The following is a 24879-nucleotide window of genomic DNA, read 5'->3' as shown; positions in this document are numbered from 1 at the left end:
TCCAAGATGACGACCATGATCGACCTCTCTGCCGGTGAAGACGGCCGGGCCCGTGAAGCCCGTCTGGCGCAGCTCGCCACGCATGCCATTTCGCAACCGTTGGTGACCCACATCTACACCGCCGATCCCTCGGCACATGTATTCGAGGGGCGCGTATACATCTATCCGTCGCATGACATCGACGGCGGGCAGCCGTTCGACGATGAGGGCGGCCATTTCGGCATGCAGGATTACCATGTGCTGCGGATGGATACGCCCGACAGCGCCGCCGTCGATTGCGGCTGCGTGCTGCACGTGCGCGACGTGGCCTGGGCCCGCAAGCAGATGTGGGCGCCTGATGCCGCCTGTCGCGACGGCCGCTACTACCTCTACTTCCCGGCCAAGGATGCCAGCGGTCGCTTCCGCATCGGCGTGGCCATCGGTGAGCGTCCCGAGGGACCGTTCGTTGCCCTCGCAGAGCCGATGAAGGGGGCCTACTCGATCGACCCCGCCGTGTTCGAGGACGACGACGGCAGCCACTACCTGTACTTCGGCGGCATCTGGGGCGGGCAGCTGCAGAAGTATCGTGACAACCAGTACGACGACGCCCACCAGGAGCCCCAGGGCAGCGCACCGGCCCTGGGCCCGCGCGTGGGCCGGCTGGACGCGGGCATGACCGAGCTGGCCGAAGCCACGCGCGAAGTACAGATCCTGGATGAGCATGGCCAGCCACTGCGCGCGGATGATCACGCGCGACGCTTCTTCGAGGGGCCCTGGCTGCACAAGTACCATGGCCGGTACTACCTCTCGTATTCCACCGGCAATACGCACCTGCTGTGCTATGCGGTGGGCGACAGCCCCTACGGGCCGTTCACCTATGGCGGCGTGATCCTCACGCCCGTCGTGGGCTGGACCACGCACCACTCCATCTGCCAGTTCGAAGGGCAGTGGTACCTGTTCTATCACGATGCCCTGCTGTCGGGCGGCGTCACCCACCTGCGCTCGGCCAAGTGCACGCCGCTGCACATGGAGCCGGACGGCAGCATCCGCACGATCGATCCCTATGGTGCGTGAGCGCGTGCCGGCTGTGGACGATGCGCTCGCCGCGCTGCCGGCCGGTGAGCTGCACTGGCTGAGGTGTGGCGACCTGGAGGTCGCGCTGGCGACAGGAGCAGGCGGGCGCGTGGCGCACCTGCGCTACCGCGGCATGGAGTGGCTGGTGGATGCGCAGCAGGCGGGTCCGGCCGCAATCGCGTGGGGCTGCTACCCGATGGTGCCGTGGGCCGGGCGCATCCGCCGGGGAAAGTTCCGCTTCGATGGCGCGCCGCACGCGCTGCCGCTCAATTTCGGCGGGCATGCCATCCATGGCGTGGGCTTCACGCGGCCCTGGCAGGTCGAGCGCATGGAGGCGGCCACGGCCACGCTGTCGCTGGCGCTGCCGTGCGACAGGTACTGGCCGTTTGGCGGCATTGCAACGCAGGAGGTCGCTCTGCAGCCTCACCGCCTGCAGCTGCGTCTTTCGGTCCAGGCAGGCGAGCGCGCGATGCCGGCGGTGCTGGGCTGGCACCCCTGGTTTCTCAAGCCAGAGCGGCTGCTGTTCTCGCCCCGCGCGATGTACCCGCGGGACGGGGAGGGCATCGCCACGCTGCCCGCAGTCGATCCTGTTCCCGGTCCCTGGGACGATTGTTTCATCGCCGACAGTGACATCACCCTGCTGCGTGGTGGCCAACGACTGCGACTGCGGTCGGACCACGACCATTGGGTGGTCTACGACGGCGCGTCACACGCAACCTGTGTCGAGCCGCAGAGTGGCCCGCCGGATGGCTTCACCCTGGCGCCGCATCGGCTGGAGCCGGGGCAGCGGCTGGCGTTGACGTTCGAACTGGCGTGGTCGGTCGACGGCGCTTGAGCCGGGCGCACGGACGGATATGGCGGGGTCCTGCAGGGTCTGGTACATACTTCTGTGACCTCCAGCAGCAGACCGGCCACCATGAATCCTGCCAACAGCGGGCGCTCGACCGCGCCGCCGCGTCGCCTCTTCCCGATGTGGGCACTGGGTCTTGCCTGCCTGTGGGCAGGCAGCGCATCGGCGGCCGCGGCCCCGCAGGCACGTACGTGGTTCGTCACTGGAAGCGAGCTGGTGTCGCTGTTGCAGGGAAACGCGGCGGACGGATTCTGCGCCGGCGAGCAGTGCCGCTCCCAGTCCAGCGCCCGCGCCAGCGCGTATATCCAGGGTGTCGCCGATGCCAGTCGTGGGCATTGGTGTGGACAGGGCCAGATCCTGCCGCACGAACTGGTGGATCGCGTTGCCACGCACCTCCGGCAGCTGCCGCAGCGCCGTCTGCATGAGGATGCGTCGGTGCTGGTGGTGGAAGCGCTCGAGCAGGCCCTCCCCTGCGGCCCGGCAGCGAAGTGAGCCGGTGCAGCGTCCGGCCGGCCGTGCCCGGCGCAGCTGTCAGCCGCGCGCAGGCATCCTGAAGCGCTCCACCTGCGCCGCACCGGAATTGGCGAGCAGGGCCATGGCACGCCGTTTCGCGGCAGGCAGCCCGGCAACGGCCTCTGGCGCCACCCGCACCTCGAATTCCCTGGCGTTGGCATCCAAGGCGGTGGCCAGGACACAGGAGTCCGCCGTCATCCCGCTGAGCCAGAGGCGGCGCACGCCCAGTTTGGCCAGCAGGATCGGCAAGGGGCTGGCCAGGAAGGCAGAGTGCTTGGGCTTGAGCACGAAATAGTGGTCGGCAGTGGGAGACAGCATCGTGGCAATCCGGGCGGCCGGGCCGCCATCCTGCACGCACTGCGCCACCTGCTGGCGGAAATCCTGCTTCCACTCCGAAAAGTTGTCGTTGGCATAGATCACCGGCCACTGCCGTGCGTCGAAGCGATCGCGCAGGCGCCGGATCTGGCTGGCCGCCGCCTCCGCGCTGGGGACCAGCTGCGCTGCCCCGGGAAAATCAAAACGACTGAACATGTCGATGATCAGCAACGCGGTCGCTGGGTGCGTCTGCATGGCTCAATCTCCGGTCTGCGCATGCGGCGCCTCGACCGCCTTGGACTGCGGTGAATCCTTTTGGCGCAGGAAGATCGTCAGCACCACCAGGGACAACACGGCCAGGAACTCACTCTGCCAGTTCTGCATGGATTCGAACCAGAACGTGCTGCTGGCCAGGTGTTCGAGGAAGCCGGGCCCGGGTAGGCCCTGCAACTGCTGTTCGGCTTGTTCGGCCCGCCAGCTCCCCAGTGCATGCAGCGTAAAGCTGAGCAGGAACAGCAGCCCGAATGCAATGGCCAGCGAGTGGCCGTAGAGAACCTTCCACACGCCACCGCGCCTGACCGGCCATGGCGTGGGACCTGGCTCGACGCGGCTGTGTTCCTGCGCCGGATCGAACGGCCGCGACTCGGCCGAGCCCCGCTGGCGCAGGCTGACCGTGAGCAGCACGTACATCCCCATCTGCAGGAATTCGCTTTCCCAGTTCTCGAACGTGGCGCTGACGAAATGACCCGTGGCCAGGTAGTGCCAGAGATCGAGCGGCGCGCGGCCGTGCTCGACCAGCTCCTGGTTGTGCACGTGGTGCCCCGCTATCGCCTGCCCGATGATGAACACTGCAGTGAGCGCAAGCAGTACCAGCGACAGACCATTGCGTTTCCACATGCAGCACCTCGTTCAGGTCACTCCGGAAGGCATGTCATGGAGCGTGCTCGGGTCGCGGACAAGCATCCGTGAATCCTGCGCATCCAGCGCGTGAGACGGACTCAACGCCGCCCGGTGGGATCGGGATCGGGCCGCTCGTAGTCTTCCGGCACGGCCTTGGGGCCATCGCCATCGTCAGGCATGTCGTGGTCCTTCCACCTGGCGTGGTCATTGCGCGGCTTGTCCGGCGTATGCGCCTTCGACTGATCGTCCACGTCTGTGGTTGGATTGAAAGGCAGTTTGTCGTTCATGTGCAGTTCCTGCGGCGGGAACCTGAAGCCTGCCGCAGGCCGGGTTAACGCGACGACGCTGCGCAATGAACACCGTGCACACCCGGATGTCACTGCCACGGGATGAGGGCATTGCGATGCTGGACCCCCGACCTCCTGGAGCAGCACGATGCAGGCATTGACCTACCACGGCCGCAAGGATGTGCGCGTCGAGACTGTGCCCGACCCGGTACTGGCCGCCGAAGATGACCTGATCCTGCGGGTGACCGCCACCGCAATCTGTGGGTCGGACCTGCACCTCTACCGGGGCAAGATTCCCGATCTGCACGACGGCGATGTCCTCGGCCACGAATTCATGGGCGTCGTGGAAGAGGTCGGCAGCGGCGTGACCCAGGTGAAGCCGGGCGATCGGGTGGTGATCCCGTTCGTGATCGCCTGTGGTGAGTGCTTCCACTGTCGGCTGGCCGAGTATGCTGCGTGCGAAACCACCAATCCGGGCAATGGCGCGGCGCTGAACCAGAAGGGCATACTGCCCCCGGCGGCACTGTTCGGATACAGCCACCTGTACGGGGGCGTGGCCGGCGGCCAGGCGGAATTCGTCCGCGTACCGAAGGCCAACGTGGGCCCGTTGCGCATTCCGGACGGCGTGGCCGACGAGCAGGTACTGTTCCTGTCCGACATCCTGCCCACCGGCTACCAGGCTGCACTGAACGCGGGCGTCAAGGCAGGCTCGACCGTGGCGATCTTCGGCGCAGGGCCGGTCGGGTTGATGAGTGCCGCCTGCTGCCGCCTGCTGGGCGCCGAAACCATTTTCATGGTCGATCACCTGCATTACCGCCTGGACTACGCGCGGCGTGCCTACGGGGTGACGCCGATCGACTTCAGGGAGATCGAGGATCCGGCCGACTACATCCTTACCCAGACCAGCGGCCGGGGCGTGGATGCCTGCATCGAGGCGGTGGGCTTCGAGGCCGAGGGCAGTGCGCTGGAGTCAGCGTTGACCGCTGTAAAGCTCGAAGGGAGCAGCGGTGTTGCGATCCGGCAGTGCATTGCGGCAGCACGTCGCGGCGGCGTGGTCAGCATTCCGGGGGTCTATGCCGGTTTCATCCATGGATTCCTGCTGGGTGATGCGTTCGACAAGGGGCTCACGTTCAAGATGGGGCAGACCCATGTGCAGGGCCTGATGCCCGAGCTGCTTGACGCGATCATGGAAGGAAAGCTGGACCCGGGTGACATCATCTCGCACCGGATGCGCCTTGCCGATGCAGCGCAGGGGTATGCCCTGTTCGATGCCAAGGATGACGACTGCCGCAAGATCGTCTTGACGCCCTGAGCCCGGGGCGATGAGCGCGATCATCATGGCCGGCGTCTACGCTCTGTGGCTGGCGGCCGGTGCGCTGGACTTCCATTTCCACCGGCGCACCGACCTGCCACATACCTCGGGGCTGCGCGAGAGCGTGCTGCACGGGGTCCAGCTCGTGCTGATCGGCAGTGGCGTACTGGCCTGGCTGCTGCTGGCCAACACCTGGTCACTTGCCGCCCTGCTGGCCGTGCTGGTCCTGGCCCACGCAATCGCCGGCTACCTGGATACGGCCAGCGCTGACCGGCGGCGGCGGATCAGCCCGGCCGAGCAGCATGTGCACAGCGTGCTGGATGCCGCGCCGTGGATTCTGCTGGTCTGGGTCGGCTGGCACGCGCAGCCGCAGTGGGCATTCCGTGCGCAACCTGCGGCGCCCGAAGTGGCGGCGCTGCTCGTAGTGCTGGCGCTGGGCCTGGTGGTCCTGCCGTGGCTATCGGAGTTGCTGCGCTGCATCCGCGCCCGGCGAGACCGTCGGCAGGCGGGTGCGTGAGGATCGTCGCGCAGAGTATTCATGCGCCGGCCACACCTCCAAGACAGTGATGTGACCGCCTGCCGCCTACGGTCATTGCCTGTCCCCACTGCAGATCCCTTCATGCAGGATGTGTCATCGCCTACGCCGCTGGCCAACCGCGCCCGCCAGGTGCTGGTCCAGCAGCCCGAACTGCCGTTGCCGGGAAGCGGCCGCACGCTGCAGCGCTGGCAGGCGCTGGCCGCCTGGGGGGCAGAGGACCTCTGCCTGGCCAAAGTGCTGGAAGCGCACCATGACGCGCAGGCGATCCTCGCCGAACTGAAGGCGCCTTCCGCAGCAGAGGGCAAACTGCTGGCGGTATGGGCAGCCGAGGGGCCGGCCAACACGCTCCGCATTGACAGCGAGGGCAGGCTGCGCGGCGACAAGCCGTGGTGCTCCGGAAGCGCCTGGGTGGACGCGGCGCTGGTAACGGTCCGCAATGCGCAGGGCGTATGGCTGTGCCAGGTGTCGGCCGGGCAGTGGAACACGCTGGAGGGCGAGCCGTGGCCGGCCGTCGGCATGGCCGGCATTCCGTCCACCACGGTGCGGTTCGACGGTGCGCAGATGGCGCTTGTCGGCACGCGCGACGACTACCTGCAGCGCCCCGGTTTCTGGCACGGCGGCGCGGGCATCGCCGCGGTCTGGCTTGGTGCGGCCGTCGCCCTGGCCGAGCGCATGCGGCCGGCCTGCAGCAGGGGACACCGCGCGCGGTTGCTGGGCGAAGTGGACCTGGTCCTGGGCCCGGCCACGGCGCTGCTGCGCGAACTGGCGGCGCGCATCGATGCGGAGCCGGGATCAGCGCATCGGGAGGACGTGGTGCGCGTGCGCTGCGTGGTCGAGCGCGCGGCGACGCGCGTGCTCGATCTGGCAGGTCGGGCGCTGGGGCCGGCGCCGATGTGCCTGGAGCAGGCGCATGCCCGTCGCTGGGCCGACCTGACGATATTCATGCGGCAGAGCCATGCCGACCGCGATTGGGAATGGCTGGGTGAGCGGCGCGCCACCGAGGAGGCAACATGGGCGCTGTAGCCAGCACGCCCCTGCAGGGGGCCGGCACACAGGAGCAGGCCTGGTTGCGCTGCCAGTGGCTGTGGCAGCATCCGGCCACTTCGGCGGCCACACTGCTGGCCGGCTATGAGCGGGTGGTGGTGGTCGCACCCCATCCCGACGACGAGATCCTTGGCTGCGGCGGCCTGCTTGGCCACGCCGCGGGCCAGGGCATGCAGGTCCGCGTCGTCGCGGTAACCGATGGCGAGGCGTGCTATCCACACGAGCGCTGGTGGACGCCGGAGCGCCTGCGCTCGGCACGGCGCGCCGAGCTTGCCTCAGCGCTGGGCGAGCTCGGCATCCAGGCCGGCTCCGCGTTCCACCTTGGCATTGCCGACGGCGCGGTCAGTGCGCACGAACAGGGCCTGGAGGACTGGCTGCAACAGTACCTGCAGCCGCGCGACCTGGTACTGGCACCCTGGCGCTTCGATGGGCACCCCGACCACGAAGCGGCAGGCCGTGCTGCCTGCCGGGCCGCGCGTACGGTGGGCTGCCGGCGCCTGGAGTATCCGGTGTGGGGCTGGCACTGGCTGGACCCGGCCTGTGCGCACATGGCCTGGGAGGCGCCCGAACTGCTCGACATCACCGACGTCGTGGCCGCCAAGCGCAACGCGATCGCCCACTTCCGCACCCAGACCGGCGCAGTGCCGAGGCTGCACAGCCCGCCGGTGCTGCCAGCCCATGTATTGACCCGATTCTTCCGGAACCACGAGGTTTTCCTGGCATGAGCGCGCAACCGTACTTCGACGAACTGCATGAGCAGGAGGACCCCTTCGGCTACCGCAGCCGATGGTATGAGGAGCGCAAGCGAGCGCTGCTGCTGGCCAGCCTGAGCCAGCGCCAGTTCCATCGGGGCTGGGAGCTGGGGTGCTCCAACGGGGTGCTGACCGAGGCCCTGGCGGGCCGCTGCGAGCGGCTGCTGGCCACCGACATCAGCCCGCGTGCGGCCTTCCGCGCCCGCCGCAACCTGGCCCACCTGCCGCATGTCCAGGTCCACTGCGCCAGCCACCCCGAGCAATGGCCGCCGGGTCGCTTCGACCTGATCGTCTGCGGGGAGATGGGCTACTACCTCGGCACAGGCGCACTGCAGGCGCTGCGCGCGGGCATCGGCCAGGCACTGCGCGATGACGGGCTGCTGGTGGCCTGCCATTGGCTGCCGTCCTTCCCCGGACGCGCGAGCCGCACCGAAGTCGTGCATCGATGCCTGGGCGAGGGGCTGCAGGAGGCCTTCCACTATCGTGACGCGGACTTCCTGCTGCAGGGCTGGACGCGCGGCGCGCTGTCGCTGGCCCGCAACGAGGGACTGCGGTGATCGGTGTCCTGGTGCCGGCACACAACGAGGCGGCCAGCATGGCGCGCTGCCTGCAATCGATCCGAAGGGCGGCGCTGCATCCCGGGCTGCGCGGCGAGGCGGTGCAGGTGGTGGTTGCACTGGACGATTGCTCCGATGCGACCGGGTCCATCTGCCGGCAGCAGCGGGTCGATACAGTGCGGCTGCAGGCACGCTGCGTCGGTGTTGCCAGGGCAGCGGCTGCGGCCCAGTTGCTGCAACAGGGAGCGCGCTGGCTGGCCAGTACCGATGCCGACAGCGAGGTGCCTCCGGAATGGCTGGTCGCCCAGCTGGAGGGCCGCTGCGACGCCTTCTGCGGACTGGTGGACATCGCGAGCACTTCCCGGGACGGCAGGCGCCTGCGTCGCGCGTTCCGGAAAGGGCAGCCTTGGGGCGACGATCACGGGCGCATCCACGGCGCGAACCTCGGTGTCTCTGCCCGCGCCTATCGTGCCGCGGGGGGCTTTGCGGCCCTGCGCTGCGGTGAAGATGTCGCGCTGGTCAACCGGCTGCAGTGCCTGGGCGCCGACGTCCGCTGGGCCGGTGCGCCCGTGGTCATGACCAGCGCGCGCCTCGTGGGGCGCGCCACCGGAGGATTCGCGACCTACCTGTCCGGGATCGAGGGGGCGCGTGCCGACGTGCCACTCGGAACCCTGCACGCGCATGAAGAGCTGGTCAACACGGTGCTGAATTGGGGATAGCGTGAGGCCTGCACGCCTGTCCTTTACGGCCCCGCGACGCCGCGGGCCCTAGAGTGAAGGGCTGAGAGAGCAGGAGTGCCGCCATGCCGAACAGAGCGATCGTCTACGTCAGCGAGGCCGTCGACGGATTCACGCCGGAGCGCCTGCACACCCTGATGGAGGATGCCGCCCGCTTCAATCGGGGCGCAGGCGTGACCGGCGTGCTGCTGTTCGACGGGCAGCGCTTCCTGCAGTACATGGAGGGCCCTGCCGACGGGCTGGATGTGGCCTATTCCCGCGTCACCGGTGCCAGCAGCCATACCCACCTGATCGAACTTGCGCGTGGCCGCGTCGGCCAGCGGCGGCTGCCGTTCTGGCCAATGCGCTGCCTCTCCGTTACCGCGGACCAACTTCGCGTGATCGCGGGCGCTGACTGGACCAGCTTCATCCAGCGCGCAGCATCGGAACAGTCCGACGCGACGGCGATGGACAAGCTGCTGCTGATCGTCGAACCCTACGCGAAGGCCGCCTGAATCCAGCGGGGTGTTACTGCGGCGTGCGGCCGGGGAGAGGGTGGAGCGAGCCGGGTTGTGAATCGCCTCATGCCCGCCTACAGCGCGCCCGGCATCCTGCAGGCGCAGGACATTTCCTGCGCCAGAAGGAATCAACGTGCCCCTCCGCGCAATCGCCTACGCAAGTGAGGCGATACCGGGGCTTTCCATGGACCATGTGGACGACCTCAGCAGGGCCGCTGCCCGCTTCAACCTTGAAGCAGGCGTGACGGGAGTGCTTCTTTACGATGGGCACCGCTTCCTCCAGTACATCGAGGGACCGGAAGACAGCATCAACGTGGTGTACAGCCGCATCCTCCGTGCCCGCAGCCATTGCGAACTGCTTGAGCTGGGCCGGGGCAGGGTGTCCGGCCGGTTCTTTCCGTACTGGTCGATGCGGCTGCTCTGGACCGACCCCGCCGACATCCGCAGCGTCGCCCGCGGCAACTGGAGCGGGCTCTCCCGTGGCGGGGCGCTGCGTCAGCTGGGCCAGGTGGTAGCTCCACACCTGGCGTGACCGCGGCGTTTGCCGCTCAATGCGTGGTCGGGGGCGCGCAGGCGTCACCCACCACCTGCTGGACGGCTTCCTGCAACCGGTCGATGTGGAAGGGTTTGGCCACGAACGTTGCGCGGCGGTGGCGCAGCGGTACCAGCTGGTCATAGACCGCAGACACGAACAGGTAGGGAATGCCGAGTTCCGCCAGCCGATCGGCAACCGGGAACACCACGCCATCGCGAAGCTCCACATCCAGCACCGCGCCATCGAACCGTTGCGTATCAAGCAGCCCCAGCGCATCGAACACGCTGTAGGCGTGGGTCACCCGGCCGCCGCCGTCTTCCAGCGCCTGTTCCATCAGTGCAGCAAGGTCGAGCTGGTCTTCAACCAGCAGCAGGTTGCACCTGCGCTGGTTCATTTCCGATTGCATGCGCGCATGCCTGTATTGCCGTGGGAACTGCAGTGTGTGCTGTGGCGCATCAACGGCGCGCGTGGAGCGTGTCAGCCCGGTGCGAAGCCGCCTTGCGCAGGTTGCCCGGTGCGTCGATGCGGCGTGGAAGGCGCTGCGCCTTTCTTGACAGCGCGTTGGCGGCGGGCATGGATACTGCCGCCGTCCCCCAGCACTGGAGCCACCACCATGCCCCGATCTGCAACCCATGCCACCGCCCCCTGCGCATTGCGCGTGGAATGCATGTCCCTGGATTGCGGCGGCGCTGCGATCGTCGTGGAGCTGGATCGCATCCCCGAACGGGCATGGATGAAGTCGCTGAAGCGCACCCTGCAGGAGGATGACGTGCTGGAGGGTGCCCAGGCCAAGTTCGATGGGCGCTTTGTCTACGTCGTGGGCGTGGAAGGTGGCGCGCACCGTGCGCAGCATCGGGTGATCCAGGCATTGAAGGCGTCCGCAGGCGGGCGCGCACCCGCAGCAAGCCCCCGTCGCGACGGCGGCAGTGCAGTAGTGTCCGGCGCGATGCCCGCCTGAGTGCGCGGCAGGCGTTGCCACGCACCAGCGGATGTTATGACGGCATCAGCGCCAGGTGCAGCGCGCACGCCCGGCGGCTCACGCCGGCCGACGAGGCAGTGATTGCGGCCTCGCCACCATGGTCTCCGGAGGCATGTCGCCCCACTACCGGAGACCGTGATGGCAGACCAGAACACCGTCCGCAGCGAGCGCCTGCTGAAATGGCTGCAGGACGCCTACGCCATGGAGCAGGAGGCGGAGACCATGATGAAGGCCATGGCTTCGCGCATCCAGAACTATCCCCATCTTGCCGCACGTATCGGCCAGCACGTGCAGGAGACGCAGCAGCAGGCCGCCTCCCTGCGCGAGTGCATTGAAGCACTTGGCGGCAGCGTGCCCACCGCCAAGGGGCTGTTCGCGAGCATGACCGCAGCGATCCACGCCGCCGGCAATACCCTGATGGAAGACGAAGTCGTCAAGAGCGTCGGCATCTCCTTTGGCTTCGAAAACACCGAGATCGCCACCTACCGGGCGCTGGTGATCGCGGCCGAGCGGGCCGCCGCGTCGGATATCGCGGCCGTGTGCGGCCAGATCCTGCAGGAAGAGATCGCCATGGCGCGTTGGCTGGAAGACCACCAGGACAGCCTGGTCGGCGCCTTCCTCAACCGTGACGAAACGCCCGGCGCCCAAGCCAAGCGTTGATCCCGATCCCGCCTGCCAGACACAGGAGACAGTCCCATGTTCTTCCACCACAAGAAACTGATGTACACCGTGCGCGTGCGCGAATCCAACCCGCAGCTTGCCAGCCTCATGCTGGAACAGTTCGGCGGCCCACAAGGTGAACTGGCCGCCGCGATGCGCTACTTCACCCAGGGGCTGGGCGAATGCGATCCTGGACGCAAGGACCTGCTGATGGACATTGCCACCGAAGAGATCAGCCACCTGGAGATCATCGGTACCATCATCGCCATGCTCAACCGCGGCCCGAAGGCCATCCAGTCCGAGGGGCTTGCCGAAGCCGAGGACATGCGCCTGCTGGGCCAGAACAGCACCAGCCATACCGAGCAGCTGCTGTACGGGGGCGGCCCGGCACTGGTCAATTCGAGCGGTGTTCCCTGGACGGCGGCCTACGTCGATTCGATCGGGGAGCCCACCGCCGACCTGCGCTCGAACATCGCCGCCGAAGCCCGCGCCAAGCTGGTCTACGAACGACTGATCACGGTGACCGATGATCCGGGCATCAAGGACGCACTGTGCTTCCTGATGACGCGCGAAATCGCCCACCAGAAGTCCTTCGAAAAGGCATTGCACAGCATCCAGCCCAACTTCCCACCGGGCAAGCAGCCGGGTGACCCCGCCTTTACCGACCTGTACATGGACATGTCGCAGGGCGACGGCGCTGATGACCTGCTGGGCAGCTGGAACAGCGGCGAGCTATGGGAGCGGGTCAGCGACCGCGAGGCACAGGCCGCTGTGGACGGCGGTGACGGCAGCGCCACGGTGGGCCTGGACCCACGCGAGCAGGCGGCGGTGCAGGCCATGACCCTGCGAACGCTTTCCGATCCCGAAGCACGGCCGACAACCGGTGCCGAACTGGGCGCCGGGCCGGGCGCCGGCGCGCTCGACCTGCCGCCACGGGAGCCTTGACGCAGAACAGGCCGGGGCGGGCGTCCGCCCCGCGCCTCGCAAAAAAAGTGGGCGGACACGCTGTCCGCCCACTTGGGGTGCAACCGGTCAGTCTCGATCAACGCTGCTGGCCACCGCGGTTGTTGTTGCCGCCACGTTCCTGCTGTTGCTGCCGCCCCCCCTGGTTGCCCCCCTGGTTGCCGCCGCCATGGCTGTTCTGGCCGCCTTCGCGGCCGATGTCGGCCATGTGCTGGCGATCCTGGCTCACCGCTTCGCCGCCCTTGCGACCGGCTTCGCGCGCTTCTTCAGAGCTGAATTCATGGGCGTTGCCCGATTCATGCGCGGCGCGGCCGCCCTTGGCGGCGATCTCGCGCTGCTTGTCTTCGTCCATCGAAGCGAAGCCGCGGTTGCTGCTGCCCTGGTTCTGGTTCTGGTTGGCCATGGAAAGTCTCCTTGGAGTGAGCCGCCCGATTGGCGGCAGCGACCATCTTCCAGATCCGCCGCTAGACGGCGGTGGCACCACCGCCAACGTCGTGTCATGCACAGGCGCGTGCTTCCTCATGCGTTCTCCACGAAAGGACATCCGTCAGCAGGCGACACGGCATGCCGGCCGTGGTGCCGTTGCCGGGTGTCAACGCAGCGCGGCGTTGGCACGTCCAGGTTCAACGCCGCCTCCACGCCAGTGTCACCACGCGTTTGATCGGCCTCGCTAAGGTAGAGCCATCTGCAACAACCCGGTGCTGTCATGCCTCTTCGTGCCATTGCCTATGTAAGTGAAGCCACCCGAAACCTGACTGCAGAGCGGCTGCAGCAGCTTGTCACGGACGCGATGCTGTTCAACGAGTCGGTTGATGTGACCGGCGTCCTCCTGTTCGACGGCACGCGCTTCCTGCAATACCTCGAAGGCCCGGAGGCCGGTGTCGGCGCGGCGTACACCCGCATCCTGGCGGCCAGCAGCCACAACGGACTGGTCGAACTCAACCGGGGCAGGGTGGGGCGGCGGCAGTTCCCGCACTGGCGCATGCACAGCGTGCGCGTGGATGAGCTGGCGCTGGGGAAGATCGCGATTTCCGACTGGACCGGCTTCGTGCGCAGCGCCTCCGCGCTCGCGCCTGGCACCAGTGCGCTTGATCGATTGCAATCGGTGGCGCAGGCGCCGGCAGGTGCCGGCGATGGCCGGTTGCTGGAACCGGACGGACCGGTGGCACGATGAGCGCAGCCGATGCCCCGGGCACGCCAGGACAGGTACGCATCGGCTGCGCAGGCTGGTCGCTGTCGCGGGCGGCGCAGGCGGCGTTCGGCGCAGGCGACAGCGTGCTGCAGCGCTATGCCACCCGCCTGTCGATGGTGGAGATCAATTCCTCGTTCTACCGCCCGCACCAGGCGGCGACCTACGCCCGTTGGGCGGCCAGCGTGCCCGCGGGTTTCCGCTTCGCGGTGAAACTGCCACGCGTGATCAGCCATGAACGCCGGCTGCGCGACACGATGCAGCCGCTGGCGCTGTTCCTCGATGGCGTGATGGCGCTGGGGGACAGGCTGGGCCCGCTGCTGCTCCAGCTGCCGCCCAGCCTGGCGTATGAGCCGGCAACCGTGACCGAATTCCTGCACGGACTGCGCGCACGCACCTCGGTTGATGTCGCCTGCGAACCGCGCCATCCCAGTTGGTTCACTGCGGACGTCGATGCGCTGCTGAGCGACCATGGCATCGCACGGGTCGCGGCTGACCCGGCCCGGGTACCCGCAGCAGCGGTCCCGGGCGGTGACCGCACGTGGAGCTACTGGCGCTGGCACGGGCAGCCGCAGATCTATCGCAGCGCCTACAGCGAACAGGCGCTGGCGGGGCTGGCCCAGCACCTGCATCGCGAAGCCGCCGCACAGCGCCGTGCCTGGTGCGTACTGGACAACACCGCGCTGGGCCACGCCACCGGCAACGCCCTGCACCTGCAGGCACTGCTGCAGGAGAACGCGAATGCCTGAGGGCCCCTCCATTGTCCTGCTGCGCGAGGCCGCCAGCCACTTCAAGGGTCACGTCGTGCGCGGCGTCTCCGGCAACAGCCGCATCGACCTGTCACCGCTGCAGGGACGCAGGGTCAAGGCGATTTGCAGCTGGGGGAAGCACTTCTTGCTGGAGTTCAGCCAGGTCACGCTGCGCATCCATCTGATGATGTTCGGCAGCTGGCGCATCGACGAACGGAAGCCGACCCCTGCACGGGTGTCGCTGGCATTCGACAACGGCGAACTGAATTTCTATGCGTGTTCGGTGCGGATGATCGACGAGCCGTTGGACGACGTCTACGACTGGCGGGCGGATGTGATGAACGACGCCTGGGATCCAAGACTGGCCCGGCGCAAGCTGAAGGCACTGCCGGACACCCTGGTCTGTGATGCGCTTCTGGACCAGACGATCTTCGCCGGCGTCGGCAACATCATCAAGAATGAGGTGCTGTTCCGGATCGGCGTGCATCCGGCCACGCGACTGGGCGACCTGCCACCGCGCAGGCTCACCGCCCTGATCACCCAGGCCCGTGCCTACAGCTTCGACTTCCTGGAGTGGAAACGGCGCTTCGAGTTGAAGAAGCACTGGCAGGTGCACACGCGCAAGGTGTGCCCGCTCTGTGGTGGCCCGATCAGAAAGCTGTACATGGGTACAACGCGGCGGCGCACGTTCTTCTGTCCAAACGACCAGGTGCTCTACCCACCCTGAGGCCGCCTTCCGTGGCAGCCGCGGGGCGTGCGATGCGACTCAGGCGGCCTGCGCGGCCTTGGCATTGCCGCCGCCCTTGGCCAGCAGGGTCAGCTTCTCGTCGGTCGCCTTTTCTTCCTCCAGCGTCTCCAGCAGCAACGGCAGGGCATCCTTGTAGCCCAGCTGCTTGGCCAGCGCGGCGATGGTGCCGTAGGAGGCAATTTCGTAATGCTCGACCTTCTGCGCGCCACCGATCAGGGCAGCGTCGCGCACCGGCCCCTTGTCGATGCTGTCGATCACCTCCTTGCCTTCCTCGACCAAGCCTTCCATCGCCGCGCACTTGATGCGCTTCAGGCGGATGCCGAGCACCTCGACCACCTGGTCGATGCGTTCGATCTGCCCCTGGGTCTCCTCCAGGTGTGTTTCGAACGCTGCCGCCAGATCCGGATTCTCGGCCGCACGGGCCAGGCGCGGAAGCGCCTTGGTCAGCTGCTTCTCGGCGCTGTAGATGTCCGAGAGCTCGTGGATGAACAGGTCTTCCGCCGTCTTGATAGCCATACTGGGCTCCGCAGTGAGTGGAGTAGCCAGCGTAGGGTCTGGCCGGTTGCGATCAGGCGGGGAAGGAGTGAAGGCGGCATGTGAACGCCCCCGCGGACCCTGCGCGCTGCCTTCACGAAGCGGCGTCTTTCGCGCAGGGGTGCAGCGCCGTGCCGGCGGCCTTCGCCATGGCTTCACAGCGGCATCGCTCCGTGCGCATGGAATGGCCGGTACGGTCAGTCCACCCCCGATCACGCTGGAGACTCCCAATGAGCGATGACAAGAACAACGCCGGCAGCCCGGACCGGGACCGCATCAACGTCAATGAGGATTACGAACTGCGGTACTGGACCACGACGCTGGGCGTGTCCGCCGAAGAGCTTCGCGCGGCCGTCGCGGCGGTCGGGCCCACGGCGGTTGCTGTCCGCAAGCACCTGGGCAAATAGCGCGGAGCTGGCCATGTCGCTGGTCGAGTATCGCCGCAAGCGTCGTTTTGACCAGACCCAGGAGCCCGAGCCGGGCAAGACGCTGCCGAAAGGCCAGCGCGCCATTTTCGTGGTGCAGCTGCATCATGCCAGCCGCAGGCACTATGACTTCCGCCTGCAGGTTGGCGATGCGCTGAAGAGCTGGGCCGTGCCGAAGGGCCCCAGTTACGACCCGAAGGTCAAGCGCATGGCGGTGGAAGTGGAAGACCACCCGGTGGACTACGCGGCGTTCGAGGGTGAAATTCCCAAGGGCCAGTACGGCGGCGGCCATGTCGCCCAGTTTGACCATGGTGTATGGGCCACGCAGGGCGATCCGGAAGCCCAACTGGCCAAGGGCCATCTTCGCTTCGAACTGTTCGGTACCAAGCTGAAAGGCGGCTGGCATCTGGTTCGGTCGGGAAAGTCCGCGCGCCAGCCGCAGTGGCTGCTGTTCAAGGAGGACGATGCCTTCGCCAGCGACCTTGAGGCAGACGACCTGCTGGCCGATGTCGCTGCGCCGCCACCGGAGGATCTGAAGCGCGCCGGGGCCGGCAAGGCCGCGAAGAAGCGGCTGACGGCGGTGCCTGCCACACGCACCCGGCGAAAGAACTGGTCGAAGAAGGCCCTTGCGCTCAGCAGGGCAAGGAGGGCAGCGGCGCCATCCGGGCCGTTCGAACCGCAGTTGGCCAGGCTGGGAGAGGCGCCGCCCCAGGGCGAGCAGTGGGTCCACGAGATCAAATGGGACGGATACCGGATCCTTGCCACTGTCGTCGAGGGCAACGTGCAGCTGTGGTCACGGAACGCGCTGGAATGGACCGACAAGCTTCCCGAGATACGTGACGCAGTCGCGGCCCTGGGCCTGACGTCGGCGGCGCTGGACGGCGAGCTGATCGCCGGCGCCGGCACCAAGGAGGACTTCAACCTGCTCCAGGCGACGCTTTCCGGCGAGAAGCAGGGCGTCCTGACGTATGCACTGTTCGACCTGCTGCATCTTGATGGCGTGGACGTCGCCGATGCGCCCCTGCTGGAACGCAAGGCCTTGCTGCAATCGCTGCTTGAGGGGCGGGGCAGTCCCCTGGCCTTCAGTTCGCATGTGCAGGGAGAGGGTGAGGAGGCCTACCGCCTGGCCGGTGAGCAGCACTTCGAGGGCATCATTTCCAAGCGCGGCGATCGCAGCTACCACAGCGGCCGCAGCGAGGACTGGCGCAAGACGAAGCAGCTGGCCAGCGACGAGTTCGCGGTGGTGGGCTACACCGCACCCAAGGGCAGCCGCACCGGCTTTGGTTCGCTGCTGCTGGCCCGGCCAGACGCAACGCATGGCTGGCTCTACGCCGGTCGCGTCGGGTCCGGGTTCTCGGATGAACTGATTGGCGACATCAGCAAGCGCATCAAGGGCGGCGGCGGCGGCAGGCCGACCGCGCATGTGCCCACGCAGGACACCGACCTGCGCGCCGCGACCTGGTTCGAACCGCGTTTCGTGGTCGAGGTCTTCTACCGCGGGATCGGTGGGCAGCAGCTGTTGCGCCAAGCGTCGCTGAAGGCGGTGCGGACGGACAAGGACGTCGCCGACCTCGCCGATTCCGACCGCGCCGGAACGGTCCCGGCCGCAGGGCGGTCGCATGCGCCCTCGCGGCGGAGGCGCCAGGTGGAAAGGGCGCCGGCAGCGGACCGCGCGCCACCCGGGCTGTCTTCTCCCGGCAAGATCCTGTTTCCCGGCGACGGTTACACCAAGCAGGATGTATGGGATTACTACGCGGCAGTGATGGAGCACCTGCTGCCCGAAGTGATTGATCGTCCGCTGTCGATCATCCGATGCCCCAGTGGCACCGCAAAACCCTGCTTCTTCCAGAAACACCATACGGCAGGGCTGGCGCTGGTCGATTCGGTAAGGCTGAAGGAGGAAAGCGGCATCAACGCCCATTACCTGGTGATGCGGGACGCAGCCAGCCTGCTTGAACTGGTGCAGTTCAACGCGTTGGAGTTCCACCCTTGGGGCAGCCACGCCGAGGCGCCCGACAGGGCCGACCGGGTGGTGTTCGATCTGGATCCCGGACCGGATGTTCCCTTTGCCGAAGTCAAGAAAGCGGCAACCGACATCCGAGAACTGCTGGCGCAGCTGGAGCTGGAATCGTTCCTGCGCGTCTCCGGCGGCAAGGGCCTGCACGTGGTCGTGCCGCTCAACCCAGGGTGCGATTGGGACCTGACCAAGCGTTTTGCGAAGGGTTTCGCCGATGCATTGGCACAGTCCGAACCGCAGCGGTTCCTGGCAACCGCCACCAAGAGCCTGCGCAACAAGCGGATCTTCGTCGACTATCTGCGCAATGGGCGCGGTGCAACGGCGGTCGCGTCCTATTCGTTGCGTGCCCGGCCGGGCGCGCCGGTGGCGCTGCCGATCGCCTGGGGCGATCTGTCGAAACTCCAGCGCGCCGATGCGTTCACAATCAAGGACGTGCCCGCAAAGCTCAGGCGGCGACGCAAGGATCCTTGGGCCGGCATCGCGGGAGTGAAGCAGAATCTCGCGCGATGGGCACAGGCCGACCCGTAGCCGGGCCGCGCTGCATACCGTTTGTCTGCCAGAAGCCGACCCATTCGCAGAATACACAGGGCCGGAACATTTCGTCGGCGTGGTTGGCCTATGCTTGCAATACGGAATCTGGGGGGATTCGCTACCGGAGCAGCCAATGCCTATCAGGGCAGTCGCATACGTAAGTGAAGCGGGCCCAGCCGTGGCCGGTGACCCGTTGGGCCTGCGCAGCGGCAAACTGGACGATCTGGTCGACGATGCCGCCCGCTTCAACCGGAACGCCGGCGTCACCGGGGTCCTGCTGTTCGATGGCAGCCGCTTCCTGCAGTACATGGAGGGGCCCGAGGACGGCTTGCGCGTGGCGTACTCGCGGGTACTCGGCGCTACCAGCCATACAGGGCTGATCGAGTTGCAGCGCGGCAGGGTGGGTAACCGGCGTCTGCCATTCTGGCCGATGCGCTGGCTGCCGACACAACCGGCGGAGTTGAAGCGCCTGGCCTGCGCAGACTGGCTGGGATTTGTGCAGCATGGCGACGACGACGGGGTGGCTGAGACGGCGATGAATGTCCTGGCCAGGTTGGTCGAGCCCTACGCCATCGCGGCCTGAGGTTCGGTCTATCGCCCGCCATAGCGCGCTGCCCAGGGAATCTCGCCGCTGCACGAGTCGAGGTGCCCGGTGCGCATCACGCAATACAGGCGGGCATCCGGGTCCGCACTGGCTGCAATGTAGTCCAGTGCCTCGGCGAGCATGAGGATGAACTGCGGCTCGGGATAGAACGCTGCCCAGGTGGGCAGCATTTCCTCCAGTTGCGCGATCATCAGGTCGATTTCCAGGTGCGTGCTCACTGCCTGATCCTCCGTGCAGCCACGTTAGCGACCCTGCTGCAAGCCGATGGTCGCGGTTCGCACCGGCGACGCAGGCATCGCGTCCATGCCGCACTCACGCGGTCTTGATGCCCGCCGCGGCCCTGCCAGGTGCGTGAGCATTGCCTGCACGGGCACGCCACCGTTGTTTCACCCGGCAGGGCGTATCAGGAAAGGCTCTCCGCTGAACCTGACAAGGATCGATTTCATGACCGACCCATTCCCGCGTGCAAGCTTGTGGTCAGCGGATTCCGATCCGCACGGCTTCCGCCCCCTGGCCGGGACCACGCAGGCGGACGTGTTGGTGGTCGGTGCAGGCATGACCGGCCTGTTGACCGCCGCCCGCCTGGCCGACAGTGGCCTGGACGTGGTGGTGGTCGACGCCGGCCCGATCGGCGGGCGAAACACGGTGATGTCGACCGGCAATCTTTACGCTCCCGTCTCGCGGCTGGCAGACCTGATCGCGCGTTGGGGCGGTGACACGGCACGCCGTGTCGTGCAGTGGCGGCAACACGCGCTGCGCGCCATCGAAGCACTGGTGCACCGCTACGATCTGCGCTGTGGTTTCGAGCGCGTGGCGATGCAGTACGGCATGCAGGAGCGTTCGCGCGAGGTCACGGCACAGTTCGAGCGCGAGCTCCAGGCCTACCAACGCGTCGGCCTGCATTGCGAGCACCGCCAATCCGGGCTGCCGTTCGCCTTGGGTCACGCCTTCCGAGTTGCCGACCAGGCGCAGTTCGATCCGGCGGCGTTCTGCAGGGAATTGGCCCGTCATCTGGTGGGCCGCGTGCGCATCCACGACGGGACGCGGATCACCCGCATCGAGGCCTCGGCGGGCGTTGCGACGGCCCCTGGCGCCCGCATCCATGCCAAGCACTTTGTGCTCGCCACCCATTCGCCAGCAGGATTCAACCTGGTGCAGGCCGAGATGGAGGTGTACCGCGAGTACGGCGTAGCCGTACCGGTGGCCAATCCGCCTGCGGCAGGCATTCACTGGATCGCCGACCGGCACCGCTCGCTGCGCGGGGTGCATGGCGCTGATGGCCGCGACTGGCTGGTGCTGGTCGGTGAGACGCACCGCACCGGCGAAACCCCGGCGATGGACCCGGCCCAACAGCTGATCGCCGACGCGCGCCGCAACTTCAGCGTGCAGGGCGAGCCGCTGTGCTGGTCCGCGCAGCAGTTCCGGGCTGCGGATCAGCTGCCCTACATCGGCAGCAGCGCGCACGACAATGTATGGGTCGCTACCGGCTATGGGCCGGACGGCTTGACCTGGGCGGGCGTGGCCGCGCGCGCGATCACGCAGGGGATCACCGGAACGACCAGCGAGATCGAGCAGCTGCTCAGCCCGATGCGTTTTACTCCGCTGCGCTCGGCTGCAGGCTGGGCCCGCACCAACGCCACGGTCGCGCGGCACATGGTGGGCGATCGCCTTGCAACGGCGCCGTCGCGCGCTCCCAGCGAGCTGGGCCGCGGGTGCGGTGGGCTGCTGGACGTGGACGGAGAGCGCACCGCGGTCTATCGCGATGATGACGGCCAGCTGCACGCAATGTCGGCGCTGTGCCCGCACCTCAAGTGCGTCGTCCAATGGAATGGCCATGAACGCACCTGGGACTGCCCGTGCCACGGCAGCCGCTTTTCCGCCACCGGGGCGCTGCTGGAAGGCCCCGCCACGCAGGGCCTCACACCGGCATCGCTGTAGGCCGATTGGGCCGCAGCGGTTGCCTCAGGCTTCGGCGGCTGCATCCGCTTCGCAGGGCATGCAGCGCTCCTTCTTGGACTTGATGTCTGCAGCGGTCTTCGCCAGTGCCTCGTAGCGCTGGCGTATTTCTTCAAGATGGGCCGGCTCCATCGATTCCAGGTTCAGCAGCTCCTGGTTGGCGTCCTTGCTGACCCGGATCAGCTCATCCAGCTTGATGTGCAGTGCAGCGGTGTCGGCGTTCTGCGTATGCTGGATCAGGAACACCATCAGGAACGTCACGATGGTGGTGCCCGTGTTGACCACCAGCTGCCAGGTGTCATTGAAGTGGAAGGCCGGCCCGCTGGCGGCCCAGGCGATGATCACCCCCAGTGCCGCGACGAACGCCCCAAGACTGCCGGACAACCGCGCCGTGGCCGCCGCGACGCGCGCAAAGCCGCGCCGAATCACTGCTCACCTCCGCCGGCCTCCTCATCCGTCCGGCGGTCTGGCAGTTTGACCCGCTCGCCCAGGCGCGCGGCCTGCTCATCGGGCGTCGGGGCCGCGACGAAGGGCGAGATCGGGTCGCTAGCCGGGAACGTCTCCTGCAACGCCTCTTCATGATTGCGGTGGTTATGCAGCTTGGCCTGAAGCGGGCTGACCCGATCGGTGCGCTGTGCTTCCGGGTCCGGGTGGGGCAGGTCTTTCTGATCGCGTTGCATGATGCATCTCCAGGTTGAGCGCCACTGTGGAAGTGGCGCGCCAAGCATAGGAACCGGGCCGTGAGCGGCCCCATCAACGACGCGGCAACGTGACGTCAACCCTTCAGCCAACAGGCGTTAACAATCAGGCGCAGTGCGGGGTCGGGGATCCGCGACGCGCTGCTGCCGAGCAGAACGGGAGTGAAGGATCCTCACCCCGTTCACCCCGTCGCGGCGACAATGGGGCCTCGGTGCGCCGTTGCGCGTGCCGCTCACTGCCAGCAGGATCACGAAGATGTCCCACACTCCCTTTGGCGAATCGTCATGTGCGGCCGCGGCCAGCGGCTGCATCGAGGTCCGCGGCGCGCGCGAGCACAACCTGAAGCATGTCGATGTTTCCATTCCGCGCAACGCCCTGGTGGTGTTCTCCGGGGTGTCCGGGTCCGGCAAGTCATCGTTGGCGTTCGGCACGATCTTCGCCGAAGCCCAGCGCCGCTATTTTGAATCCGTCGCACCCTATGCGCGCCGCCTGATCGACCAGGCGGGCGTGCCCGACGTGGATGCCATCGACGGCCTGCCGCCGGCGGTGGCCCTGCAGCAGCAGCGTGGTGCCAGCAGCGCACGTTCATCGGTGGGCAGCGTGACCACGCTGTCCAGCCTGGTACGCATGATGTATTCGCGTGCAGGCGCGTACCCGGCCCATCAGCCCATGCTGTACGCCGAGGACTTCTCGCCCAACACGCCGCAGGGGGCCTGCAGCACCTGCCATGGGTTGGGCCACGTCTACGAAGTGACCGAAGCGCTGATGGTGCCGGACCCGTCGCTGAGCATCCGCGAGCGCGCCATCGCCTCCTGGCCGCCGGCCTGGCATGGCCAGAACCTGCGCGACATCCTGGTTACCCTGGGCTACGACATCGACGTGCCGTGGAAGAAGCTGCCGAAGAAGGACCGGGAGTGGATCCTGTTCACCGAGGACACGCCGACCGTGCCCGTCTATGCCGGCTTCACGCCTGCCGAGACGCGTGCTGCACTCAAGCGCAAGCTGGAACCCAGCTACATGGGCACCTATACCGGCGCCCGCCGCTACGTGCTGCACACCTTCGCCACTACCCAGAGCGCGCTGATGCGCAAGCGTGTATCGCGCTACATGGAAGGCAAGCTGTGCCCCGCCTGCCAGGGCAAGCGCCTGAAGCCCGAAGCGCTTTCGGTCACCTTTGCCGGTCTGGACATCGGTGAATTCATGCGGCTGCCGCTGGATCAACTGGCCGGGCTGCTCGAGCCCATTGCGCAGGGTGACTTCAGTACACACGGCCACGGCGCACGCACGCGCAGGAGTGCGACGCCCCGCGATCGCGCGAAGCGCGCAGCGCGTGGCCACGCGACCCACGAAGGCGCCCCCGACGTGCTGTTGACCTCGGCCCTGTCCGAAGAAAAGCGCCTGGCGGCACAGCGGCTGGCTGGCGGCGTCATGGCACGTGTGCGGCAGCTGCGCGACCTGGGCCTGGGCTACCTCTCGCTGGACCGCGCCACGCCCACGCTGTCGGCCGGCGAGCTGCAGCGCCTGCGGCTGGCCACGCAGCTCAGTTCCCTGCTGTTCGGCGTGCTGTACGTGCTCGATGAGCCCTCAGCGGGCCTGCATCCTGCCGACAGCCAGGCGCTGTACGACGCGCTGGACCGCCTGCGCGATGGAGGCAACTCGGTGTTCGTCGTTGAGCACGATCTGGAACTGATGCGGCGTGCACAGTGGCTGGTGGACGTGGGGCCGCAGGCGGGCGAGCACGGCGGGCGGGTACTCTACAGTGGCAAGCCCGACGGCCTGCGCGGCATCGAGGCGTCGCGCACCGCGCAGTACCTGTTCGACCAGGTGCCTGCGCCTGCCAGCCGGCAACGTAGCGCCGGCAGCTGGCTGGAGCTCAAAGGCATCCACCGCCACAACCTGCAGGGCGTGGACGCGCAGGTGCCGCTGGGAGTGCTGACCGCGGTGACCGGCATTTCCGGCTCGGGCAAGTCCAGCCTGATGGCGCAGGCCCTGCCTGAGCTGATGCTGCTGCACCTGGGGCACGAGCCGGTGGACGACAGCGCCGACAGCGCGCCGGCCGAGGGACCCACGGTGATCGAGGCTACCCGGGGCCAGCTGGCCGGCGATGTGGACGCCATCCAGCGCGTGGTGCAGGTGGACCAGAAACCGATCGGTCGCACGCCCCGGTCCAACCTGGCCACCTACACGGGCCTGTTCGATCACGTGCGCAAGCTGTTCGCCGCGACCCCGGACGCGCGACGTCGCCGCTTTGACGCCGGCCGCTTCTCGTTCAACGTGGCCAAGGGCCGGTGCGAGACCTGCGAAGGCGGGGGATTCGTCAGTGTCGAACTGCTGTTCATGCCCAGCGTCTATGCGCCGTGCCCGGCCTGCCATGGTGCCCGCTACAACGAGGCCACGCTGAAGGTGCTCTGGAACGGCCGCAACATCGCCGAGGTCCTGCAGATGACGGTCGACCAGGCACAGGCATTCTTCGCCGGTGAAGACGCCATCGCCCGGCCGCTGCAGCTGCTGCAGGAGATCGGCCTGGGCTATCTCAGGCTCGGCCAGCCGGCCACGGAGCTTTCAGGGGGCGAGGCGCAGCGCATCAAGCTGGCGACCGAGCTGCAGCGCAGCCAACGCGGTCGCACGCTCTATGTGCTGGACGAACCCACCACCGGCCTGCATGCGTTGGACGCAGACAGGCTGCTGGTGCAGTTGCAGCGGCTGGTGGACGCGGGAAACACCGTGGTGATGATCGAGCACGACATGCGTTCCGTCGCACAGGCCGACTGGGTGATTGACGTCGGCCCGGGCGCAGGCGGCGCGGGCGGCGCCATCGTGGCGAAGGGTACGCCACGCCAGGTGGCCCGCGCCAAGGGCAGCAGGACAGCGCCGTTCCTCGCCAGGGAACTGGCGCTGTAGCGACGCCATGCCCGGCCAGCGCACTGCGCCACGC

Annotated in this window: 31 protein-coding genes; 22 read left to right on the top strand and 9 right to left on the bottom strand. The window is 67.5% G+C overall.

Annotated elements, in window-relative coordinates; all coding sequences use genetic code 11:
• Positions 1–15 precede the first annotated feature (15 nt).
• The 3 genes from AC5P9I_RS05180 (at position 16) to AC5P9I_RS05170 (ending at position 2395) form a co-directional block, all read left to right on the top strand.
• On the top strand, positions 16–1053 hold the full coding sequence (locus AC5P9I_RS05180) for a glycoside hydrolase family 43 protein (RefSeq protein ID WP_130768020.1): 1038 nt from the start codon (positions 16–18) through the stop codon (positions 1051–1053).
• On the top strand, positions 1043–1888 hold the full coding sequence (locus tag AC5P9I_RS05175) for an aldose epimerase family protein (protein ID WP_130768021.1): 846 nt from the start codon (positions 1043–1045) through the stop codon (positions 1886–1888). The genes AC5P9I_RS05180 and AC5P9I_RS05175 overlap by 11 nt, the downstream gene beginning before the upstream one ends.
• 81 nt (positions 1889–1969) lie before the next feature.
• Positions 1970–2395: a Rap1a/Tai family immunity protein gene (locus AC5P9I_RS05170; RefSeq protein ID WP_235645084.1), complete on the top strand. Its 426-nt coding sequence runs from the start codon at positions 1970–1972 to the stop codon at positions 2393–2395.
• A gap of 39 nt (positions 2396–2434) precedes the next feature.
• Here the strand turns inward: AC5P9I_RS05170 and AC5P9I_RS05165 are convergent, their stop codons facing one another.
• From AC5P9I_RS05165 to AC5P9I_RS05155, 3 genes are all read right to left on the bottom strand, one after another.
• Positions 2435–2986: a cysteine hydrolase family protein gene (locus tag AC5P9I_RS05165; RefSeq protein WP_130768022.1), complete on the bottom strand. Its 552-nt coding sequence runs from the start codon at positions 2984–2986 to the stop codon at positions 2435–2437.
• Positions 2987–2989: 3 nt separating this feature from the next.
• Positions 2990–3628, bottom strand: a complete 639-nt coding sequence (locus AC5P9I_RS05160; protein ID WP_049467295.1) for a DUF6766 family protein — start codon at positions 3626–3628, stop codon at positions 2990–2992.
• Positions 3629–3729: 101 nt separating this feature from the next.
• Positions 3730–3918 (bottom strand): hypothetical protein, encoded by a 189-nt coding sequence (locus AC5P9I_RS05155; RefSeq protein WP_130768023.1) that lies wholly within the window; start codon positions 3916–3918, stop codon positions 3730–3732.
• A gap of 148 nt (positions 3919–4066) precedes the next feature.
• On the opposite strand from AC5P9I_RS05155, the gene AC5P9I_RS05150 reads away from it, so the two are divergent.
• From AC5P9I_RS05150 to AC5P9I_RS05115, 8 genes are all read left to right on the top strand, one after another.
• A complete protein-coding gene (locus AC5P9I_RS05150) occupies positions 4067–5230 on the top strand; it encodes a zinc-dependent alcohol dehydrogenase (protein ID WP_130768024.1) in 1164 nt (387 codons plus the stop codon).
• Positions 5231–5240: 10 nt separating this feature from the next.
• Positions 5241–5747: a hypothetical protein gene (locus tag AC5P9I_RS05145; protein ID WP_130768025.1), complete on the top strand. Its 507-nt coding sequence runs from the start codon at positions 5241–5243 to the stop codon at positions 5745–5747.
• Between the two features lie 102 nt (positions 5748–5849).
• Positions 5850–6791, top strand: coding sequence for an acyl-CoA dehydrogenase middle domain-containing protein (locus AC5P9I_RS05140; RefSeq protein WP_130768026.1), 942 nt, complete (start codon positions 5850–5852; stop codon positions 6789–6791).
• Positions 6779–7537 (top strand): PIG-L deacetylase family protein, encoded by a 759-nt coding sequence (locus AC5P9I_RS05135; protein ID WP_130768027.1) that lies wholly within the window; start codon positions 6779–6781, stop codon positions 7535–7537. Before AC5P9I_RS05140 ends, AC5P9I_RS05135 begins: the two co-directional genes overlap by 13 nt.
• Positions 7534–8121 (top strand): class I SAM-dependent DNA methyltransferase, encoded by a 588-nt coding sequence (locus tag AC5P9I_RS05130; RefSeq protein WP_130768028.1) that lies wholly within the window; start codon positions 7534–7536, stop codon positions 8119–8121. The genes AC5P9I_RS05135 and AC5P9I_RS05130 overlap by 4 nt, the downstream gene beginning before the upstream one ends.
• Positions 8118–8840: a glycosyltransferase family 2 protein gene (locus AC5P9I_RS05125; protein ID WP_130768029.1), complete on the top strand. Its 723-nt coding sequence runs from the start codon at positions 8118–8120 to the stop codon at positions 8838–8840. The genes AC5P9I_RS05130 and AC5P9I_RS05125 overlap by 4 nt, the downstream gene beginning before the upstream one ends.
• Before the next feature lie 83 nt (positions 8841–8923).
• Positions 8924–9352, top strand: coding sequence for a BLUF domain-containing protein (locus AC5P9I_RS05120; protein ID WP_057494793.1), 429 nt, complete (start codon positions 8924–8926; stop codon positions 9350–9352).
• Positions 9353–9488: 136 nt separating this feature from the next.
• Complete coding sequence (locus tag AC5P9I_RS05115; protein WP_130768030.1) at positions 9489–9887, top strand: BLUF domain-containing protein; 399 nt, start codon at positions 9489–9491, stop codon at positions 9885–9887.
• A 16-nt stretch (positions 9888–9903) separates the two neighbouring features.
• Here the strand turns inward: AC5P9I_RS05115 and AC5P9I_RS05110 are convergent, their stop codons facing one another.
• Entirely contained in the window at positions 9904–10296 is a 393-nt protein-coding gene (locus AC5P9I_RS05110; protein WP_053463150.1) for a response regulator, read from the bottom strand.
• Between the two features lie 207 nt (positions 10297–10503).
• Here AC5P9I_RS05110 and AC5P9I_RS05105 point away from each other — a divergent pair, with 207 nt between their 5' ends.
• From AC5P9I_RS05105 to AC5P9I_RS05095, 3 genes are all read left to right on the top strand, one after another.
• On the top strand, positions 10504–10848 hold the full coding sequence (locus AC5P9I_RS05105; RefSeq protein ID WP_231353088.1) for a hypothetical protein: 345 nt from the start codon (positions 10504–10506) through the stop codon (positions 10846–10848).
• 159 nt (positions 10849–11007) lie between these two features.
• Positions 11008–11529, top strand: coding sequence for a ferritin-like domain-containing protein (locus AC5P9I_RS05100; RefSeq protein WP_130768031.1), 522 nt, complete (start codon positions 11008–11010; stop codon positions 11527–11529).
• A 36-nt stretch (positions 11530–11565) separates the two neighbouring features.
• A complete protein-coding gene (locus tag AC5P9I_RS05095) occupies positions 11566–12474 on the top strand; it encodes a manganese catalase family protein (protein WP_130768032.1) in 909 nt (302 codons plus the stop codon).
• Between the two features lie 97 nt (positions 12475–12571).
• On the opposite strand, the gene AC5P9I_RS05090 is transcribed toward AC5P9I_RS05095, so the two are convergent.
• On the bottom strand, positions 12572–12895 hold the full coding sequence (locus tag AC5P9I_RS05090) for a KGG domain-containing protein (protein ID WP_046430680.1): 324 nt from the start codon (positions 12893–12895) through the stop codon (positions 12572–12574).
• 303 nt (positions 12896–13198) lie between these two features.
• Between AC5P9I_RS05090 and AC5P9I_RS05085 the strand changes: the two genes are divergently transcribed.
• The 3 genes from AC5P9I_RS05085 to AC5P9I_RS05075 are packed head-to-tail and all read left to right on the top strand — an operon-like array spanning position 13199 to position 15157.
• Positions 13199–13666 (top strand): BLUF domain-containing protein, encoded by a 468-nt coding sequence (locus AC5P9I_RS05085; protein WP_049469393.1) that lies wholly within the window; start codon positions 13199–13201, stop codon positions 13664–13666.
• Positions 13663–14430: a DUF72 domain-containing protein gene (locus tag AC5P9I_RS05080; protein ID WP_103282329.1), complete on the top strand. Its 768-nt coding sequence runs from the start codon at positions 13663–13665 to the stop codon at positions 14428–14430. Before AC5P9I_RS05085 ends, AC5P9I_RS05080 begins: the two co-directional genes overlap by 4 nt.
• Positions 14423–15157 (top strand): DNA-formamidopyrimidine glycosylase family protein, encoded by a 735-nt coding sequence (locus AC5P9I_RS05075; protein WP_130768033.1) that lies wholly within the window; start codon positions 14423–14425, stop codon positions 15155–15157. Before AC5P9I_RS05080 ends, AC5P9I_RS05075 begins: the two co-directional genes overlap by 8 nt.
• A gap of 39 nt (positions 15158–15196) precedes the next feature.
• Here AC5P9I_RS05075 and AC5P9I_RS05070 read toward each other — a convergent pair whose 3' ends face one another.
• Positions 15197–15694: a YciE/YciF ferroxidase family protein gene (locus AC5P9I_RS05070; RefSeq protein WP_005416567.1), complete on the bottom strand. Its 498-nt coding sequence runs from the start codon at positions 15692–15694 to the stop codon at positions 15197–15199.
• Between the two features lie 248 nt (positions 15695–15942).
• Between AC5P9I_RS05070 and AC5P9I_RS05065 the strand changes: the two genes are divergently transcribed.
• From AC5P9I_RS05065 to AC5P9I_RS05055, 3 genes are all read left to right on the top strand, one after another.
• The gene (locus AC5P9I_RS05065) at positions 15943–16119 is read left to right on the top strand and encodes a DUF3606 domain-containing protein (RefSeq protein WP_064485350.1); all 177 of its coding nucleotides are present in this window, start codon (positions 15943–15945) and stop codon (positions 16117–16119) included.
• A gap of 13 nt (positions 16120–16132) precedes the next feature.
• A complete protein-coding gene (gene ligD / locus AC5P9I_RS05060) occupies positions 16133–18682 on the top strand; it encodes a DNA ligase D (RefSeq protein WP_130768034.1) in 2550 nt (849 codons plus the stop codon).
• Between the two features lie 136 nt (positions 18683–18818).
• Entirely contained in the window at positions 18819–19268 is a 450-nt protein-coding gene (locus tag AC5P9I_RS05055; RefSeq protein WP_049469403.1) for a BLUF domain-containing protein, read from the top strand.
• Positions 19269–19276: 8 nt separating this feature from the next.
• Here the strand turns inward: AC5P9I_RS05055 and AC5P9I_RS05050 are convergent, their stop codons facing one another.
• Entirely contained in the window at positions 19277–19507 is a 231-nt protein-coding gene (locus tag AC5P9I_RS05050; RefSeq protein WP_049469405.1) for a hypothetical protein, read from the bottom strand.
• 226 nt (positions 19508–19733) lie between these two features.
• Between AC5P9I_RS05050 and AC5P9I_RS05045 the strand changes: the two genes are divergently transcribed.
• Positions 19734–21227, top strand: coding sequence for an FAD-dependent oxidoreductase (locus AC5P9I_RS05045; protein ID WP_197591000.1), 1494 nt, complete (start codon positions 19734–19736; stop codon positions 21225–21227).
• Positions 21228–21251: 24 nt separating this feature from the next.
• Here AC5P9I_RS05045 and AC5P9I_RS05040 read toward each other — a convergent pair whose 3' ends face one another.
• Complete coding sequence (locus AC5P9I_RS05040; protein ID WP_049469411.1) at positions 21252–21674, bottom strand: low affinity iron permease family protein; 423 nt, start codon at positions 21672–21674, stop codon at positions 21252–21254.
• Positions 21671–21925 (bottom strand): hypothetical protein, encoded by a 255-nt coding sequence (locus AC5P9I_RS05035; RefSeq protein ID WP_049469414.1) that lies wholly within the window; start codon positions 21923–21925, stop codon positions 21671–21673. The genes AC5P9I_RS05040 and AC5P9I_RS05035 overlap by 4 nt, the downstream gene beginning before the upstream one ends.
• A 274-nt stretch (positions 21926–22199) precedes the next feature.
• Between AC5P9I_RS05035 and AC5P9I_RS05030 the strand changes: the two genes are divergently transcribed.
• A complete protein-coding gene (locus AC5P9I_RS05030) occupies positions 22200–24845 on the top strand; it encodes an excinuclease ABC subunit UvrA (RefSeq protein WP_235645081.1) in 2646 nt (881 codons plus the stop codon).
• Positions 24846–24879: the final 34 nt, after the last annotated feature.

The sequence above is a fragment of the Stenotrophomonas sp. YJH_SMC_29 genome (assembly GCF_059371235.1).
This window is presented reverse-complemented; position numbering and strand designations above follow the sequence as displayed.

Bases quoted from the DNA above. Each gene is read 5' to 3' on its own strand.
- AC5P9I_RS05180 (WP_130768020.1), top strand. From the start codon at position 16: ATGATCGACCTCTCTGCCGGTGAAGACGGCCGGGCCCGTGAAGCCCGT.
- AC5P9I_RS05175 (WP_130768021.1), top strand. From the start codon at position 1,043: ATGGTGCGTGAGCGCGTGCCGGCTGTGGACGATGCGCTCGCCGCGCTG.
- AC5P9I_RS05170 (WP_235645084.1), top strand. From the start codon at position 1,970: ATGAATCCTGCCAACAGCGGGCGCTCGACCGCGCCGCCGCGTCGCCTC.
- AC5P9I_RS05165 (WP_130768022.1), bottom strand. From the start codon at position 2,986: ATGCAGACGCACCCAGCGACCGCGTTGCTGATCATCGACATGTTCAGT.
- AC5P9I_RS05160 (WP_049467295.1), bottom strand. From the start codon at position 3,628: ATGTGGAAACGCAATGGTCTGTCGCTGGTACTGCTTGCGCTCACTGCA.
- AC5P9I_RS05155 (WP_130768023.1), bottom strand. From the start codon at position 3,918: ATGAACGACAAACTGCCTTTCAATCCAACCACAGACGTGGACGATCAG.
- AC5P9I_RS05150 (WP_130768024.1), top strand. From the start codon at position 4,067: ATGCAGGCATTGACCTACCACGGCCGCAAGGATGTGCGCGTCGAGACT.
- AC5P9I_RS05145 (WP_130768025.1), top strand. From the start codon at position 5,241: ATGAGCGCGATCATCATGGCCGGCGTCTACGCTCTGTGGCTGGCGGCC.
- AC5P9I_RS05140 (WP_130768026.1), top strand. From the start codon at position 5,850: ATGCAGGATGTGTCATCGCCTACGCCGCTGGCCAACCGCGCCCGCCAG.
- AC5P9I_RS05135 (WP_130768027.1), top strand. From the start codon at position 6,779: ATGGGCGCTGTAGCCAGCACGCCCCTGCAGGGGGCCGGCACACAGGAG.
- AC5P9I_RS05130 (WP_130768028.1), top strand. From the start codon at position 7,534: ATGAGCGCGCAACCGTACTTCGACGAACTGCATGAGCAGGAGGACCCC.
- AC5P9I_RS05120 (WP_057494793.1), top strand. From the start codon at position 8,924: ATGCCGAACAGAGCGATCGTCTACGTCAGCGAGGCCGTCGACGGATTC.
- AC5P9I_RS05110 (WP_053463150.1), bottom strand. From the start codon at position 10,296: ATGCAATCGGAAATGAACCAGCGCAGGTGCAACCTGCTGCTGGTTGAA.
- AC5P9I_RS05105 (WP_231353088.1), top strand. From the start codon at position 10,504: ATGCCCCGATCTGCAACCCATGCCACCGCCCCCTGCGCATTGCGCGTG.
- AC5P9I_RS05100 (WP_130768031.1), top strand. From the start codon at position 11,008: ATGGCAGACCAGAACACCGTCCGCAGCGAGCGCCTGCTGAAATGGCTG.
- AC5P9I_RS05095 (WP_130768032.1), top strand. From the start codon at position 11,566: ATGTTCTTCCACCACAAGAAACTGATGTACACCGTGCGCGTGCGCGAA.
- AC5P9I_RS05090 (WP_046430680.1), bottom strand. From the start codon at position 12,895: ATGGCCAACCAGAACCAGAACCAGGGCAGCAGCAACCGCGGCTTCGCT.
- AC5P9I_RS05085 (WP_049469393.1), top strand. From the start codon at position 13,199: ATGCCTCTTCGTGCCATTGCCTATGTAAGTGAAGCCACCCGAAACCTG.
- AC5P9I_RS05080 (WP_103282329.1), top strand. From the start codon at position 13,663: ATGAGCGCAGCCGATGCCCCGGGCACGCCAGGACAGGTACGCATCGGC.
- AC5P9I_RS05075 (WP_130768033.1), top strand. From the start codon at position 14,423: ATGCCTGAGGGCCCCTCCATTGTCCTGCTGCGCGAGGCCGCCAGCCAC.
- AC5P9I_RS05070 (WP_005416567.1), bottom strand. From the start codon at position 15,694: ATGGCTATCAAGACGGCGGAAGACCTGTTCATCCACGAGCTCTCGGAC.
- AC5P9I_RS05065 (WP_064485350.1), top strand. From the start codon at position 15,943: ATGAGCGATGACAAGAACAACGCCGGCAGCCCGGACCGGGACCGCATC.
- ligD (WP_130768034.1), top strand. From the start codon at position 16,133: ATGTCGCTGGTCGAGTATCGCCGCAAGCGTCGTTTTGACCAGACCCAG.
- AC5P9I_RS05055 (WP_049469403.1), top strand. From the start codon at position 18,819: ATGCCTATCAGGGCAGTCGCATACGTAAGTGAAGCGGGCCCAGCCGTG.
- AC5P9I_RS05045 (WP_197591000.1), top strand. From the start codon at position 19,734: ATGACCGACCCATTCCCGCGTGCAAGCTTGTGGTCAGCGGATTCCGAT.
- AC5P9I_RS05035 (WP_049469414.1), bottom strand. From the start codon at position 21,925: ATGCAACGCGATCAGAAAGACCTGCCCCACCCGGACCCGGAAGCACAG.
- AC5P9I_RS05030 (WP_235645081.1), top strand. From the start codon at position 22,200: ATGTCCCACACTCCCTTTGGCGAATCGTCATGTGCGGCCGCGGCCAGC.